Consider the following 16,328-nt stretch of genomic DNA (forward strand, 5'->3'; position numbering starts at 1 on the left):
CGCTCGGGGAGAGTGGGGGACACCGGTGGGTGTGCCCGCCGGTCCGTCAGGGGAGCCGGCCGGTGAGGCGGTGCCGGACCCAGACGTTGGGTTCGACGTACACGGCGTGGTCGTGGGTGGTGTTCACGGTGAGCGGGGTCAGGGCGCCGGGCAGTTCCACGGGCCCGTCGGTGTCCAGGGGCAGCCCGGTCCACTCCCGCCACTGGGCCAGGCTGCCCGAGATGGTCATGGACGCCGGGCACACCCGCAGCACCTCGCCGCCGACCCGTACGTGCACCCGCAGCCAGGGGTCCTCGGGCAGCCCGTCGGACCGGCGCAGCGCGATGTACTCGCCCAGCGGCAGCCCCGGGTGCCGGTGTTTGCCGCTGGGCCGGACCGGGCCCACCAGGTCGCCGAACCCCTTGGCGCGGGCGTGGCCGATCAGGGCGCGCAGGGCGTACACGGACATGTTCCGCGCGAGGCGGTCCGGGACGATGGCGATCTCCAGCGCGCACAGCGCCGTGAGTTCGCGGCCGGCGGCGGTGTCGGACAGGCACAGGCGCAGCGCCTCGTCCCAGCCGGTGTCGGGCAGCCCGTCCGGGTCGCCGTCCCAGGCGAAGGGCACGCTGGCCGCCCGGGCGACGACACGGTCCTCCTCGTCCAGGACGACGAGCTGGTGCTCGGCGTGGCGGCGCAGCGCCCAGTCCACGAGGAGCGGATCGGGGCGGATGTAGGCGGGCCACGACGATTCCATCGTGATCATCGCCTCCTCCAGGTCGGGCCGCTCGGCGAGGCTGGTCACGCGCAGGCCGGTGCTGGTGGTGCTCATGGCGTTGCTCCCGTCGGTGAGCGCGGGCACGGTCGTGGTGGCGGTCCTCACCCGGCGAGCCGGCGGGCGGGCAGCCGCTCCGTGGGCAGCGGCCGGACGTCGCGCCGCCCGGCGAGCAGGGCGAGGTAGCGCGCCCGGGGGATCGGCCGCGCGCCCAGGAGCCGGACGTGGTCGCCGTCGCGCTGGACGTCGACGGCCACCCCGCCGGCCGCGGCGAAGCGCCGGGTCAGATCGGCGACCGCGGTCTTGCCCGCCCCGCTGCGCACGGTGAACTGGGAGTCGGCGCTGAACACGGAGCCGACCCGGACGCCGAAGGTGCCGCCGATCAGTTCGTCACCGTCCCACACCTCGACGCTGTGCGCGTGGCCGAGTTCGTGCAGCACGCACAGGCCGCTCAGCAGGTCGTCGGTGAGCCACTGCTCGCTGCGTCCGGAGCGGCACTGGCGGACCACCCGTTCGAAGCACAGGTCCGCCGTCGTGGTCCAGTCCGGCGTGCCGCGCAGTTGCCGGCGCAGGCTGCGCTGAAGGCGGGCCTGGCCGACGTGGATGACGGGCCGCGGATCGGGGGAGCACCAGGCGATGGAGTAGGGCTCGTCACCGCCGGGCAGCACCTTCACCACACCGGCGGCGACATCGGCCTCGTAGATCAGCTCGTTGACGATCCGCTGTTCGGCCGTCGCCGCCGGGAAGGGGTACAGACCGCGCCGGTAGGCGGCGAGCAGGGACTGGGGGCCGAGGTCGCCCCCGAAGGCCACGGGCCCGTCCGCCGGGCCGCCGAGGACGTCCAGCGATTCCCATAAGCCGCCGGTACGCGCCAGCGTACGGATGTACACGTCCACCTCACAGGAAGTCGATGGAGGTCAGGTACCGGATGTAGCGGTCGAGCATCTCCGCGTCCACGGGCGGGATCTCGATGCCGCTGCCGCGCAGCGCGTTCTCGACGTTGTCCCGGCCGAAGACGGGGAACGTCGTCTCCAGGTACATCTCGGCCACGCTCATCTCGCCGGTGGAGCAGCGGTCGATGAACAGCGGGGCGAAGGGGGTCATGGGGTGGTCGGGCCGCTCGATCGCGGTCCTCACGATCCCGTCGGTCCACTCCTCCCAGGGCACCTCGCGGATGGTGTGCCCGTGCGCCCGCAGCCGGTCGGCCAGCACCGAGACGTTCACCTTCCCGGGATTGGTCAGGTGGTAGATCTCGCCCGCCGGCAGCCTGGCGGACGCGATGTGCAGCAGCGCGGCGGAGTAGCAGTCGACCGGGGTGTAGTCCAGGGGGAGTTCGGCGACGGGGGAGGTGCCGGTGTCGACGATGAACTTCTTCATCGCGCACATCTCGGTGGCCGTGTTCCAGGCGCCGGTCGTGCGGTCGCCGGAGATGTCGGCGGCCCGGTAGACGGCGACCGGCAGGCCCTGCTCGGCCGCGTTCAGCAGCAGCCCCTCGGCGACCCACTTGCTCTCCACGTATCCCACCGACAGCCGGTCCGGATGGTCGAGCGGCGTCTTCTCGGTGACGTGCCGGACGCCGGCGGTGCCGAAGCCGGAGACCACGGCCATGGTGGAGACGTAGTGCACGGGGATGTTCCGGTACCGTCCGGCCATCCGGATGATCTCCCGGGTGCCCTCGACGTTGGTCGGGCGCATATGGGAGTAGGGGTAGATGAAGTTGACGAGCCCGCCCGGGTGGTGGATGACGTCGACCACCCGGGCGAAGTGGTCGAACTCCGCCTCGCTCAGCCCGAAGCGCGGCCGGTCCAGGTCGCCGGGCACGACCGCGATCCGCCCGGACGCCACGTGCTCGGCCAGGTCCTCGGCGAGATAGCGCCGCGCGGTGGCCTGGACGCGCTCGACGGCGTGCCGGGCGTCGCGGGCCCGCACCAGGCAGTGCACGGTGGCGCGGGTGGTCCGCAGCAGATCGCGCAGCAGGTAGACGCCGAGGAAGCCGGTGGCCCCGGTGAGGAAGACATGGTCCGGGTCCGCCCACGCGGTCTCCCCGGTGGGCCGCGCCTGGATCGGCACGCCGACGGCGGTGTCCGCCCGCAGGTCGGTCGGGGCCGCGCCGTCCGCGCTGAGCGTGCCGGCCCGGGCCGACTCCACCGCCGCGGCGAAGCCGCGCAGCGTGGCGTCGTCGAGCAGCAGCCGGATCAGCGGGCGCACCTGGGTGATCAGGACGCCGAGCGAGGCCCGGACCTTCGCCATCAGCTCGGCCGCGAGGATCGAGTTCCCGCCCAGGTCGAAGAAGTTGTCGCCCGGCTCCACCGACTCGACGCCGAGCACCTGGCACCACAGGCCGGCGACGGCGCGCTCGACCAGGCTCGCCGGGGACGCCCCGGCACCGGCCGCCGGACCGGGCGCGGGCAGCTCGGACGGGCCGGGCAGCGCGGCGAGGTCGATCTTGCCGTGCGCGGTCGTCGGCATCGCGTCGAGCTGGACGAACCGGGCCGGGACCATGTAGGCGGGCAGCCGGCGGGCGGCGAAGGCGCGCAGTTCCCCGGGATCGAGCCGGTGGGGGGCGCGCCGGGCGGTGAAGTAGGCGACGAGCTGTTCCTCTCCCCGGTGGGTGAACGACGTGACGGCGGCGTCGTCGAGGAGGTCGTGCGCGGACAGGGTCGCCTCGATCTCGGCGGGTTCGACGCGGAAGCCGCGGATCTTGAGCTGCCGGTCGGCCCGCCCCACGATCTCCAGGTACCCGTGGGGAGTCCAGCCGCCCAGGTCGCCGGTGCGGTACACGGTCCCGGTGTCCGCCGCCGCGCCCGGCAGGGTCACGAACCGCTTACGGCTCTGTGCCTCGTCGGCGAGGTAGCCCTGGGCGACGCCGGGGCCGCCGAGGTAGATCTCGCCGTGCCGCCCGGCCGGGACCGGGTTCAGGTCCTCGTCCAGCACATGGACGACGGTCCCGGGCAGCGGCCGTCCGACGGGCGCGGGGCCCTGCGCCGGCAGCGCCTTCGGGGTGATCTCCATGGTGCAGGAGGTGATCGTCGTCTCGGTCAGCCCGTAGGCGTTGACGAGGCGGGAGTCCGGCATCAGCCGCAGGGCGGTCCGGCAGTCCTCGGCGTGCACCGCGCTGCCGCCCACGATGGTGAGCCGTACCGGCAAGTCGACGGTTTCCCGGGCCAGTTCGGCGAGGAAGGCACGCCAGTAGGGCGGGGTCAGGTCCATGACCGTGATGCCGAGCGACACCAGGCGGCCGGGCAGTTCGCTCGGTGCCCAGGCGTACTCGGGCAGGACGAGGGTCGCGCCGTGGAGCAGGGTGTTGAGGATCTGCTCGACGGAGGTGTCGAAGGAGAGCGCGGCGAACTGCAGCACCCGGTCCTCGGGCCCCACGCCGTACCGTTCGTTGACGCTGCCGCACAGATGGGCGAGGGAGGCGTGGGCCACCCGTACGCCCTTCGGGGAACCGGTGGATCCCGAGGTGTAGATGACGTAGGCGGTGTCCGTCGGCTCGACGGCGGCGGGCCCGGCGCCGGGGGAGTCCTCGGCGGTCCCGGCGGCCGGGTCCAGGGTGGTGACCGGCAGCCCGGCGAACCGGCCGGCGTGCTCGGGGCGGGTGACGGCGACCGCGCAGCCCGTCTCTTTGACATAGGCGGCGATCCGGTCGTCGGGGACGCCCGGCTCCACCGGAAGGTAGGCCGCTCCCGCCTTGAGCGTCGCGAGGAGCGACACGACGAGGTCGATGGAGCGCTCCAGGTGGACCAGGACCACCGATCCGCGTCCCGCGCCGCGGGCCCGCAGCCGGTGTGCCAGCCGGTCCGCTTCCGCGTCGAGTTCGGCGTAGCCGATCCGGCGGCCGTCGTGTTCCACCGCTGTCGCCTCGCCACGAGCCGCCGCCACGGCGGCGAAGCGCTCGTGTGCGTACGGCTTCCCGATGATGTCCATGAGTCCTCTCGTCCAGTGCGGGTGTGAGAACGCTGACGTGTCCGCCGACGCGCGTGGGCGCAGGGCGAACTCGTGCCTGGGATGGGGCCGGCCCTGGGGGAGCGCGCAGCAGGCCGGGGTGCCGGTGTGCAGTGAATCCGTTGGCTGTGGGCGGAAATCGGAAATCAGAAGGAAGAGGCCGCCGCGCCCGGGATGCGGCGGGCGCGCGGACGCGTCCCGGCGGCCACGCGGAACGGGTTCGGCCGGCTCGGGGAAATCGGGTGGGCGAGTCGATCGGCCCCGGAGGTGTCAGCGCGCCCCGGCGCCGTCACAGACAGCGGTGTGCGCTCGCGATCGGTCCCTGCATCGTCGATGTCTCCATCGTTGCCGTCCCCCATCTCCCAACCGAACGTCAGTTGCTGTGCCCGGGTACTCGACCCGGCGCCGACTGTGCTCTGTTGCGACCGTGCCGAGGAAACCCTAAGGGGGCAGGCGTTGTCAACGGGGGAAGATCTCCTTTCCGGAGAGGGGAACCGGGGGCGGAGACGGGGTCGCGCGGGCGAAAAGAGAGGAGTGGAGCCGCTCCCACCCGGGTGGGCGGCAAAGAGCGGGGGGCCGGTAATCGAGCGGTAATCCGATGCGCCCCGGGGGGCGGTCCGGCCCCCGTCTCCGTGCTCAAACACCTTGCTTCCCCTAGGGGGTATGGGTATAAGTGATGCGGCACAGGACTCCAATCCGCATGCGGGGGCGGCTTTTGCGCAACTTCTCTGGACCCGGCCAAGGCCGGCCGTGCCCCGCTCCGATTTCCGAAATGGCAGGACTGGGTCGCCGTCGCTGACGCCCGGACATTGACGTCCGGTTGACCGGCGATTATCCGCGACATTCCGGGCGTTGGCCGCGATATCCATGACCGGCCCGATCTCCCGCCCTTCGTCCGCCGCACGGTTCCCGGGATCCCCGCTCCGACGTCGACCGCCCATCCGCCGCTGTCCGGCCGCACCTGGAGAACGCCATGAGCCACGCTCCGTCCTGGGACGGACTGATCGAGGACCGCTTCCGCGCACAGGCCCGCGCCCACCCCTCGAGCCCGGCACTGGTCGCGGACGGCACCACCCTGACCTACCACCGGCTCCGGCACCGGGCGGAGACGGCCGCGGCCGGGCTGCGCCGGCTGGGCGTGACCCGCGAGACCCTGGTCGGCCTGGCCTTCGACCGGTCCGCGGACTCCATCGTGGCGCTGCTCGCCATCGTGCTCGCCGGCGGCGCCTACGTCCCCCTCGACCCCGCCCATCCCGAGCACCGGCTCGGCCGGATCACCGAAGCGGCGCGCTTGCGGCTGGTGGTCTGCCCCGACCCGGTGCGCGAGCGGTTCACCGCGCCGCGGCCGGCCACCGCCTACGGCCTCGGGGAACTGCTGCGCCTCGGCGAGCGGGACGACACACCCCTACCCGCGGCCGGACCGCCCCCCGCCGGGCGCTCACCGCTGGCCTACGTGATGTTCACCTCCGGCAGCACGGGCCGCCCCAAGGGCGTGATGGTCGAACACCGCGGAGTGCTCCGGCTGGTCACCGACACCGACTACGTCGGCTTCTCCCCCCGCCGGCACGTGCTCCAGGCCGCCTCGCTCGCCTTCGACGCGGCCACCTTCGAGATCTGGGGCGCCCTGCTCAACGGCGCCTGTCTGCACGTCGTCGACCAGGAGACGGCGGTCGTGCCCTGGCGCCTGGAACGGGCGCTGCGCGAGGGCGGCATCCCCCTGGCCTGGGTGACCGCCCCGCTCTTCCACCGCGTGGCGCAGGAACACCCCGCCGCCTTCGCCGCCCTCGACACCCTGGTGACCGGCGGTGACGTCGTCTCGCCCGGACACGTGGCACGGGTGCGCGCGGCCTGCCCCGGGCTCACCGTCGTCAACGGCTACGGCCCCACCGAGAACACCACCTTCACCACCACCTTCCCCGTCCCCGACGCGACCGACGGCCCGCTGCCCATCGGCCGCCCGATACCCGGCACCACGGTCCGGGTGTGCGACGAGCGGGGCCGCCCGGTCCCGCCCGGCACCACCGGCGAGCTGTACGTCGCCGGCGCCGGCCTCGCCCGCGGCTACCTGGCCGACCCCGCCCTCACCGACCGCGCGTTCGTCACCCTGGACGGCGTGCGCCACTACCGCACCGGCGACCTCGTCCACGCCGACGAGGACGGGCTGCTGCACTTCCACGGCCGCCGGGACGACCAGGTCAAGATCCGCGGGCACCTCGTGGAACCGGCCGAGGTCAACGCCGCGCTGCTGGCCCTGCCCGGCGTGACCGACGCGCACACCCGGGTGGTCGGCGAGCCCGGCGGGGAACGCTTCCTGACCGCGTACGTGGTCACCCCCGACGAGGACATCGAGGCGATCCGCCGCCGGCTGCGCGAGCGGCTGCCCGGCTACCTCTGCCCCGACCGGTTCGTCCGGCTGGACCGGCTGCCCCTGACCGCCGCCGGCAAGGTCGACCGGCACGCCCTGCCCGTCCCGGACCGCGCGCCCGCACCCCCGGTGCCGGCCCGCGAACCGAACGGGGCCGAAAGGCGGTTGGCCCGCCTGTGGGCGGACGTCCTGGAGCTGGATTCCGCGGACCTCGGCCCCGACGCCGACTTCCTCGCGCTCGGCGGCGACTCCCTGCGCCTGGGCGTCCTCCTCGGCCGGCTGCACCGGGACGCCTCGGTGCGGCTGAGCTACGCCGAGGCGTTCGCGGCGACCACGCTCGATGCCATGGCCCGCGCCGTCGCGGCGGCCGCCCCGGCACCCGCCGAGGACCTGCCCGCCCCGGCACCCGGCGCGGCCCCCCTGCACCCGCAACAGCAGGGCCTGTTCACCGTCTGGCAGGCCGAACCCGGCTCCCTGGCCTACAACATCCCCGTCCGGGTGGAGCTGACCGGCCCGCTCGACCCCGGCCGGCTGCGGGACGCGCTCACCGAGGTGGTCGCCCGCGAAGAGGCGCTGCGGATGCGGTTCACCGTCGATGGCACCGGCGTGGCACAGGAACCGGCCCCGCCCGCCGCACCGGAGTTCACCGTCCTCGACGCGCCCGACGAGGCCGCCGTACGCGCCTTCGTACGCCCCTTCGCGCCCTACCGGCCCGACGGCTCCCCGTTGCTGCGCGCCCTGCTGGTGCGCACCGGGGCGCCGGACCGGCACGAGCTGTACCTCGACACCCACCACATCGTCTTCGACGGGGTCTCGCTGCGGCTGCTGCTGGAGAAGCTGCTCACCGCCCACGACGGCGCGCCGCTGCCCGAGCGGACCACCGGCTACCGGACGGCTGCCCGCTGGGCCCACGAGCGGGCGGTCCGGGGCGCCGGCGCGGACGACGAGACCTACTGGCTGCGCCAGCTGGCCGGGGCGCCCACCGAGCCGGTCCTGCCCGTGGACCGCCCCCGCGGACCGCACCGGGCCACCCGGGGCGCCGTCGTGACCGCCGTCCTGGACGCGGGCCGGCTCGCCGAGGTGCGGGCGGCCGTACGACGGCACCGCAGCACCCCGTTCGGCGTGCTGTTCGCCGCCTGGGCCGCCGCCCTCGCACGGCTGTCGGGCCGCCGTGACTTCGTCGTCGGCACCCCCACCAGCGGCCGGACGCACCCGGAGTTCGCCGACGTCGTCGGCATGTTCGTCAACACCGCCTGCCTGCGGGTACGGCTGGAGCGGGACACCACCCTGGACGCGCTGGTCGCCCAGGCGGACCGGCTGGCCGCCGAGGCGCTGTCCCACCAGGGACCGCCGTTCCCGCAGCTCGCCCGGCGGCTCGCCCTGCCGCCCGACCCCGCCCGCAACCCCCTGTTCGACGTGCTCTTCGCCCTCCAGGACATCGACTTCCACGTCCTGCGCCCGGCGGGCCTGACCGCGCGCACCCACCTGCTGAACCCCGGCACCACCCGGTTCGACCTCAACCTCCAGGCGTACCTGCGCCCCGACGAGGTGCGCCTCGACCTGGAGTACGCCACCGACCTCTACGACCACGCGTCCGCCGCCCTGCTCCTCGACGAGTACCTGGCGGCGCTCGACGACCTGCTGACGGACCCCACGGCCCCGGTGCGCCGCACGGCCGCCGCGACACCCGCCGCGCACCTCCCGGACTTCGACCTCTGATTCGCCGTGACGACGCAGACGAAGGACACCATGACCACCCCGTTCCAGCTCAGCCGCGCCCTGCAGGCCCATCCGGAGCAGGCCGGGTACTGGCGGTCCCGCCTCGCCGCCTGGGAGCAGCCCACCGTGCTGCCGCGCGACTTCCTCGCCCACACCGCCCACACCGCCGACGCCGCCCGGACGGACCGGACGGACCGGACGGGCCGGGCGGGCCGGGCGGCCCGCGCCGCCGACGCCGCCCACGACCGGATCACCGTCCCGCTGCCCGCCGGCTGCGCCGCCCGCTGCCGGGAGCTGACCCGCGACCGGCCCGCCCTCGCCCGCGTCCTCACCGGCGCCGTGCTCGCCGTGGTCGCCGCCCGGGCCACCGACACCGAACAGGTCCAGGTCGTCACCGGCCACCCGGGTCCCGGCACCGGCGAGACGGTCGCCTTCCCGCTGGGCCTGACCGTCACCCGGGACGGCACCCTGCGCCGGCTGCTCGGCGCCGCCCGCGCCGCCTACCAGGAGGCCACCGGACACCTCGACATCCCGGTGGCCCACCTCCTGCGGACCGAGGACCGCCTCCCCACCGACCTCGCGGCCGGCGCCGACGGCGACCTTCCCGCCGCCGCGGCCGACGAGGCCGGCTGCGTCGTCCAGCTGGACGTACGGCTGCGCGCGGACGAGCCGCACCTGTCCGTGCGCTACCGCACCGACCTGTTCACCGAGGCCACCGCGCACCGGCTGGCCGCCGCCTGCGTCCGGCTGCTCGTGGCGACCACCCACGACCCGGACGCCCCCTTCGGCCCCCTCCTGGACGCCGACCCCGCCGAACGCGAGGAGATCGCCCGCTTCAACGCCACCACGGCGGACCTCCCCGGGAACGCCACCCTGCACGGCTTCCTGGCCGCGCAGGCGGCCCGCACCCCCGACCGGATCGCGATCCGCGACGACGGCACCACCTACGCGGAACTCGACCGGCGCGCCAACCAGCTCGCCCACCGGTTACGCGACGCCGGCGTACGCCCCGGCACCGTCGTCGGCGTCTGCCTGCCGCGCGGCCCGCTCGCGCTCACCGCCGTCTACGCGGTCCTCAAGGCCGGCGGAGCCTACCTGCCCGTCGACCCGACGCTGCCCGCCAACCGCGTCGCCTACCTGCTGGAGCACAGCGCGGCCCGCGTCGTGGTCGGTGACGCCGCCGCCCGCGCCGCACTGCCGTACACCGGGACGTTCGTCGACGCCGGCGCACCCGGAGCCCTCGACGGCGACGCGCCCGCCCCCGGGGACGGCGCCGGACCGCACGACCTGTGCTACGTCATCTACACCTCCGGCTCCACCGGCCGCCCCAAGGGCGTGATGCTGGAACACCGCGCCGTCGTCAACCGGCTGGTGTGGATGCAGCGCGCCTACCCGCTCGCCCCGGACGACGTGATCCTGCACAAGACGCCGTTCACCTTCGACGTGTCCGTGTGGGAGATCTTCTGGTGGGCGCTGGCCGGAGCCGCCGTGTGCACCCTGCCGTCCGGCCGCGAGAAGGACCCCGCGGCCCTGGTCGCCCGGATCGCCGAACACCGCGTCACCACCGTCCACTTCGTGCCCTCGATGCTCCAGGCGTTCCTCCAGTACGTCGCCGGGGACAGCGCCGGCCTGCACCGGCTGCGCCGGGTCTTCGCCAGCGGCGAGGCACTGGGCACCGCCCACGCCGTCCGCTTCGCCGACCTGCTCACCGCGCCCCACGGCACCGCGCTCGTCAACCTCTACGGCCCGACGGAGGCCGCGGTCGACGTCACCCACTTCCCGTGCGCCGGCCTCGACCCGCGGCGCCCGGTCCCGCTCGGCCGCCCCATCGACAACCTCGTGCTGCGGGTGCGCACCCGCGCCGGCACCACCGCCCCCATCGGCACCCCCGGCGAACTGTGCATCGGCGGCGCCGGGCTGGCCCGCGGCTACCTCGGGGCACCCGAGCTGACCGCCGAACGCTTCGTCGAGGACCCGGAGTTCCCGGCCGGCCGCGGCTACCGCACCGGCGACCTGGCCCGCTGGCTGCCGGACGGCACCCTGGAGTACCTGGGCCGGCTCGACACCCAGGTCAAGATCCGCGGCCACCGCATCGAACCCGTGGAGATCGAGCACGTCGCCGAGGGCACGCCCGGCGTCACCGCCTCGGCCGTCCTCGCCGTCGCCGACGACGCGGGCCACCGGCGCCTGTGCGCCTACGTCGTCCCCGGCGACGGCTACGACGAACAGGCGCTGCGGGCCCGGCTGGCCGCCGAACTGCCCTCGTACATGGTCCCGGCGTTCGTCGTCACCGTGCCCGCCATCCCCACCGGCCACAACGGCAAGCGGGACACCTCGGCCCTTCCGCCGCCCCGCCGCGCCGCCCCCCGCGGCGAGCGGCGCACGCCCACCGGCGAGACCGCCGTCCGCCTCGCGGAGATCTGGGCACGGGTGCTGGGCGTCGCGGACATCGGACCGGACGACAACTTCTTCGCCCTCGGCGGCGACTCGATCATGATGGTGCGGGTGCTCGCCGAGGCCCGCCGGGCCGGCCTCGACTTCTCCTTCCAGGACCTGTTCGCCCACCCCACGCTCGCCGGGCTGGAGCCGCATGTCCGGCGCGAGCGGGAGTACACCGGCAGGGCCCGCCCGTTCGCCCTGCTCGCCCCGGCCGACGCCGAGCGGCTGCCGGCCGACGCGCGGGACGCCTACCCGCTGTCCGCCCTCCAGAGCGGCCTGCTGTACGAGGTCGAGCTGACCGGGCACCGGCCGGGGCTCTACCACGACATCGTCGGCTTCCGCGTCGCCGGGCCGCTGGACCTGGCGGCGTTCCGGGCCGCCGCCGGCCTGGTCGCCGCCCGCCACCCCGTGCTCCGCACCTCGCTGCACGTCACCGGCTACGGCGAACCCCTGCAGATCGTGCACGCCGGCACCCCGGACCTGGTGGAGGTCACCGACCTGTCCCCTCTGGACGAGGCCGGACGGGAGCGCGCCCTGGACGAGTACCACACGCGCGAACTCGCCCGCGGCTTCCGGCCCGAGCGGGGCGGCCTGGTCCGGATCGCGGTGCACCTGCTGGGGGAGAGCGGATACCAGTACAGCCTCAGCTACCACGCGGCGGCCCTGGACGGCTGGAGCGTCAGCGTGGTCCACCACGACCTGTTCGCGGCCTACCTGGCGCTGCGCGCCGGCCGCACCCCACGCCTCGACCCGCTCGGCACCGGCTACCAGGACTTCGTCCGCCTGGAACGCGAGGCGGCCGGCTCGGCGGAGAGCCGTGCCTTCTGGGAGGACCTGCTGGACGGCCACGAGGGCGGCCGGCTGCCCCGGCTGCCCGGCGCCCCGGACGGCGCCGAGGGCGTGGTCATGCACGACGTGCCGCTGCCCGACGGCGTCCCCGAGGGCGTCACCCGGCTCGCCGGACGGCTGAACGTCCCCGTGAAGTCGGTCCTCATGGCCGCCCATCTGGCCGTCCTCGCGCTGGTCACCGGCGCGGACGACGTGCTCACCGGCTACGAGCACAGCGGCCGGCCCGAGGTCGCGGACGGCGACCGGGTCACCGGGCTCTTCCTCAACACCCTCCCGCTGCGCGCCCGGGTCGGCGACGGCAGCTGGGCCGACCTGGTGCGCGAGGCGTACCGCGCCGAGACCGCGCTGCTGCCGCACCGGCGCTACCCCATGAGCGAGATGAAACGGCGGCGCCCCACCCGGGGACCGCTGTTCGAGGCCGTCTTCAACTTCACCCACTTCCACGTCCTGGACGAGCTGCGCCGCGAGCACGGGCTGCGGCTGGAGCGCACCCGGGTGGCCAGCCAGACCGAGTTCCCCTTCCGCGCGGAGTTCTGGCAGGACGCCTTCACCGGCACCGTGGCGCTGTCCCTGCACTACCACCCCGGCGCGTTCCCGCCCGAGCAGATCCAGCGGATCGCCGGCTACTACCGGCGTGCCCTTGGGACGCTGGTCACCGACCCCGACACCGGCGTCCGCGAGGCCGACCTGCTGGGCGAGGCGGAACGCGCGCTGCTGGCGAGCTACGCCGGTCCGGCCCGCGCACTGCCCGAGGGCGGCGCGCTCGCCCTGTTCGCGGCCCAGGTGGCCGCCCGCCCGGAGGCGGTCGCCGTCCGGCACGGCGCCCACGCGCTCGACTACCGCGAACTGGACGGCCGGAGCGCCCGGCTGGCCGCCCGGCTGGCCGCCGCCGGGGTGCGGCCCGGTGACGTGGTCGCCGTGCCGATGGACCGCCGGATCGCCTGGGCCGTCACCGTCCTCGCCGTGCTGCGGCTCGGCGCGGTGTACCTGCCGCAGGACCCGGCCGACCCCGCCGCCCGGCTGCGCGCCATGCTGACCCGCTCCGCCTGCCGGCACGTGCTGACCACCGCCGCGCACCGCCCCGGGCTGGCCCGGGCCCTCACCGCGGACGACGGCACCGGCCCGGCCGTGCTGTGCTACGAGGAGCTGACGGACGGGGACGACGGACGCCCGGCCACCGGCACCGGGCACATCCCGGCCCCCGCCGACCCCGCCTATCTGATCTTCACCTCCGGCTCCACCGGCGAGCCCAAGGGCGCCCTCGTCCACCACGAGGGCATGCTCAACCACCTCCTCGCCAAGATCGACGCGCTGCGCATGACCGAGGACGACGTGGTCGCGCAGACCGCCACCCAGTGCTTCGACATCTCCGTGTGGCAACTGCTCGCGGCCTGGCTGGTGGGCGGGCACACCGTGATCTACGGCGCCGACACGGTCACCGACCTGCCCGCCTTCGCCCGGGCTCTCGAGGACGACGCGGTCAGTGTGCTGGAGGTCGTCCCCTCCTTCCTGGACGCCCTGCTCGGCGAACTCGACGTCAGGCCCCGCGACCTCGGCGCCCTGCGCTGGAACCTGGTCACCGGCGAGGCGTTCCCGCCCGCGCTCAGCCGCCGCTGGTTCGACCGGTACGACGTTCCCCTGGTCAACGCCTACGGGCCGACCGAGACCTCCGACGACGTCACCCACCACGTCCTCACGGCACCGGCCACCGGGGAGCGGGTGCCCGTGGGCCGCCCGATCGCCAACACCGGCATCCACATCGTCGGCCCCGACGGGCGGCACGTCCCCGTCGGCACCTACGGCGAGATCCTGGTCACCGGCACCGCCGTCGGCCTCGGCTATCTCAACGACCCCGGGCGCACCGCCCGGGCGTTCGTGGCGAACACCCTCGACGGCACCTCCGAACTGCTCTACCGCACCGGCGACATCGGCCGCTGGCTGCCCGGCGGGGTGCTGGACTGCGCGGGCCGCCGCGACCACCAGACCAAGGTGCGCGGCCACCGCATCGAACCGAGCGAGGTGGAGGGCGCGCTCGTCCGGGTGCCGGGCGTGGACCACGCCGTGGTGCTGCCCCGCCGCGACGACGGCCGGGACCTGCTCGCCGCCTGGTACACGGGCACCGCCGAACCCCGGCCGGACGCCCTGCGCGCCGAACTGTCCCGGTTCCTGCCCCGCTACCTCCTGCCGGACGTCTTCGAGCGGCTGGACGCGTTCCCCGTCACCCGCAACGGCAAGGTGGACCGCGCCGCCCTGGCCCGCCGGCCCCTGGCGGTGACCGCCCGCCCCGCCGCCGAACCGCCCCGGACCCCGGCCGAGGCCGCGGTGGCAGCCGCGTTCGCCGAGGTCCTCGGCCTGCCCCCGGACACCGTCGGCGCCACCGACGGCTTCTTCGACCTGGGCGGGCACTCGCTGGCCGCGATGCGCCTCGCGGCCCGGCTGCCCGGCGGCCTGACCCTGCGGGACGTGCTCGCCCACCCGACCGCCCGCGCCCTGGCCCGCCGCGCCGGCCGCCCCGCGGACCCCGTCCGGCCGGCGGACGCGCTGACCGACCTGACCGGGATCGCCGGACTGCGGCCCGAGGGCACCGCCACCGTGGTCTGCTTCCCCCTCGCGGGCGGCACCCCGGCCGGCTACCTGGACCTCACCCGGGCCCTGCACCGGGCCGGCGCCCCCGTGCGCGTCCTGGCCGCCGACTACGGCGACACCCCGGCCGGCGAACTGGCCGCCGCCCTCGCCGCCCGTGCCCAGGGCCCGCTCGTCCTGCTCGGCCACTCGGCCGGCGCGGCACCCGCGCTGGACACCGCCTTCGCCCTGCGCCGGGCGGGCCGCGCACCGGAGCACGTGTTCGTGGTGGCGTCCCTGCCCCGCACCGACGCCACCCCGCCCGACCCCCGGGAAGACCTGGACCGCACCGACGAGGAGGTGCTGACCTGGCTGGCCGGACACACCGGCCTCGACGCGGCGGCCCTCCTCCCGCCCGGCGAACGGCACCGGCTCGCCGAGGCGTTCCGCCACCACTCGGCCGCCGCCGCCCGGTCCTGGGCCCGGCTGTCCGCCCTGCCCCCGGACACCGCGCTGGACACCCCGGTCACCCTGCTGCTCGCCGCCGACGACCCGCTGACCCGCGGCCACGAGGAACACGCCCACGGCTGGGGCCGCTTCACCGACGCGTTCGCGCTGAACGCCACCGCCCACGGCGGCCACCACCTGCACACCACCCGGCCCGGCTTTTTGGCGGAACAGGTGCGCAAGGCGGTGGGACCGTGAAGGCGCGATGGGCCCACGAACTGGGCTGGGGCGACGCCTTCCTCGAACTGCCCGGATTCGCCCCGGACTTCTCCACCTACCTGAAGCTCGAAGGCTTCAACCCGGCCGGCTCGATCAAGCTCAAGGCGGCCCGCGCGATGGTGGAGAACGCCGAGGCGGACGGGGTGCTCAAACCCGGCTCCCGGCTGATCGAGTCCACCTCCGGGAACCTCGGCATCGCGCTCGCCTCGGTCTGCGCCGCCAAGGGCCACCGGCTCACCCTCGTCACCGACCCGAACGCCAACGACCAGAGCGTGCGCTGCATGCGGGCCCTCGGCGCCGACGTCGTCGTGGTCACCGCGCGCGACCCCAACGGGGGCTTCCTGCACAGCCGCATCGAGCTGGTCCACCGGCTGCTGGCGGCGGACCCGTCGGTCGTCTGGCTGAACCAGTACGCCAACCCCGCCAACCCCGGCGCCCACCTGGACACCACCGCCGTGGAGATCTTCGAGGGGTTCGGCGCGCCCGACTGGCTGTTCATCGGCGCGGGCACCACCGGCACCCTGATGGGGGTGACCGCGTACGTCCGCCGCGCCCGCGCCGCCACCCGGATCGTGGCCGTCGACACCCTCGGCTCGGTCACCTTCGGCGGGACGCCCGGCCGCCGCTGGATCCCGGGGCTGGGCGCCAGCCGGCGGCCCGAGGTCTTCCAGGACGACGGCTCCTTCGACAAGGTCCTCGTCGAAGAGCGCGACACGGTCCTGATGTGCCGTCACATCGCGCGCTCCTACGGCGTGCTGCTGGGCGGCTCCTCGGGCACCGTACTGGCCGCGATCGGGGCCATGCGCGCCTCGATCCCGGCCGGCAGCACCGTCCTCGCCCTCGCCCCCGACCTCGGGGACCGGTACCTGGACTCCGTCTACGACGACGACTGGGTCACCGCCCGCTTCGGCGCCGCGGCCACCGCGCCCGCGCCCCACGGCGCGGACCCCACCACCACCGCACTGACATGAC

Annotated in this window: 6 protein-coding genes; 3 read left to right on the top strand and 3 right to left on the bottom strand. The window is 75.0% G+C overall.

The annotated features are described in order from the left end of the window. Positions 1-46: 46 nt before the first annotated feature. From ACZ4W9_RS23550 to ACZ4W9_RS23560, 3 genes are read right to left on the bottom strand one after another with little or no spacing between them, the layout of a single operon-like run. Positions 47-808: an N-acetyltransferase gene (locus tag ACZ4W9_RS23550; RefSeq protein WP_467938910.1), complete on the bottom strand. Its 762-nt coding sequence runs from the start codon at positions 806-808 to the stop codon at positions 47-49. A 47-nt stretch (positions 809-855) separates the two neighbouring features. Then, positions 856-1,641 (bottom strand): leucyl/phenylalanyl-tRNA--protein transferase, encoded by a 786-nt coding sequence (locus ACZ4W9_RS23555; RefSeq protein WP_467938912.1) that lies wholly within the window; start codon positions 1,639-1,641, stop codon positions 856-858. 7 nt (positions 1,642-1,648) lie between these two features. After that, positions 1,649-4,678, bottom strand: a complete 3,030-nt coding sequence (locus ACZ4W9_RS23560) for an amino acid adenylation domain-containing protein (protein ID WP_467938914.1) — start codon at positions 4,676-4,678, stop codon at positions 1,649-1,651. A 991-nt stretch (positions 4,679-5,669) separates the two neighbouring features. On the opposite strand from ACZ4W9_RS23560, the gene ACZ4W9_RS23565 reads away from it, so the two are divergent. The 3 genes from ACZ4W9_RS23565 to sbnA are packed head-to-tail and all read left to right on the top strand — an operon-like array spanning position 5,670 to position 16,327. After that, positions 5,670-8,780, top strand: coding sequence for an amino acid adenylation domain-containing protein (locus tag ACZ4W9_RS23565; protein WP_467938916.1), 3,111 nt, complete (start codon positions 5,670-5,672; stop codon positions 8,778-8,780). 30 nt (positions 8,781-8,810) lie between these two features. Further along, on the top strand, positions 8,811-15,335 hold the full coding sequence (locus tag ACZ4W9_RS23570; RefSeq protein ID WP_467938918.1) for an amino acid adenylation domain-containing protein: 6,525 nt from the start codon (positions 8,811-8,813) through the stop codon (positions 15,333-15,335). After that, entirely contained in the window at positions 15,332-16,327 is a 996-nt protein-coding gene (sbnA, locus tag ACZ4W9_RS23575) for a 2,3-diaminopropionate biosynthesis protein SbnA (RefSeq protein WP_467938920.1), read from the top strand. Before ACZ4W9_RS23570 ends, sbnA begins: the two co-directional genes overlap by 4 nt. Position 16,328 lies beyond the last annotated feature (1 nt).

Source organism: Streptomyces sp. NPDC029296 (genome assembly GCF_055569255.1).

Coding starts and splice junctions, on each gene's coding strand:
- ACZ4W9_RS23570 (WP_467938918.1), top strand. CDS start 8,811: ATGACCACCCCGTTCCAGCTCAGCCGCGCCCTGCAGGCCCATCCGGAG.
- ACZ4W9_RS23565 (WP_467938916.1), top strand. CDS start 5,670: ATGAGCCACGCTCCGTCCTGGGACGGACTGATCGAGGACCGCTTCCGC.
- ACZ4W9_RS23550 (WP_467938910.1), bottom strand. CDS start 808: ATGAGCACCACCAGCACCGGCCTGCGCGTGACCAGCCTCGCCGAGCGG.
- ACZ4W9_RS23560 (WP_467938914.1), bottom strand. CDS start 4,678: ATGGACATCATCGGGAAGCCGTACGCACACGAGCGCTTCGCCGCCGTG.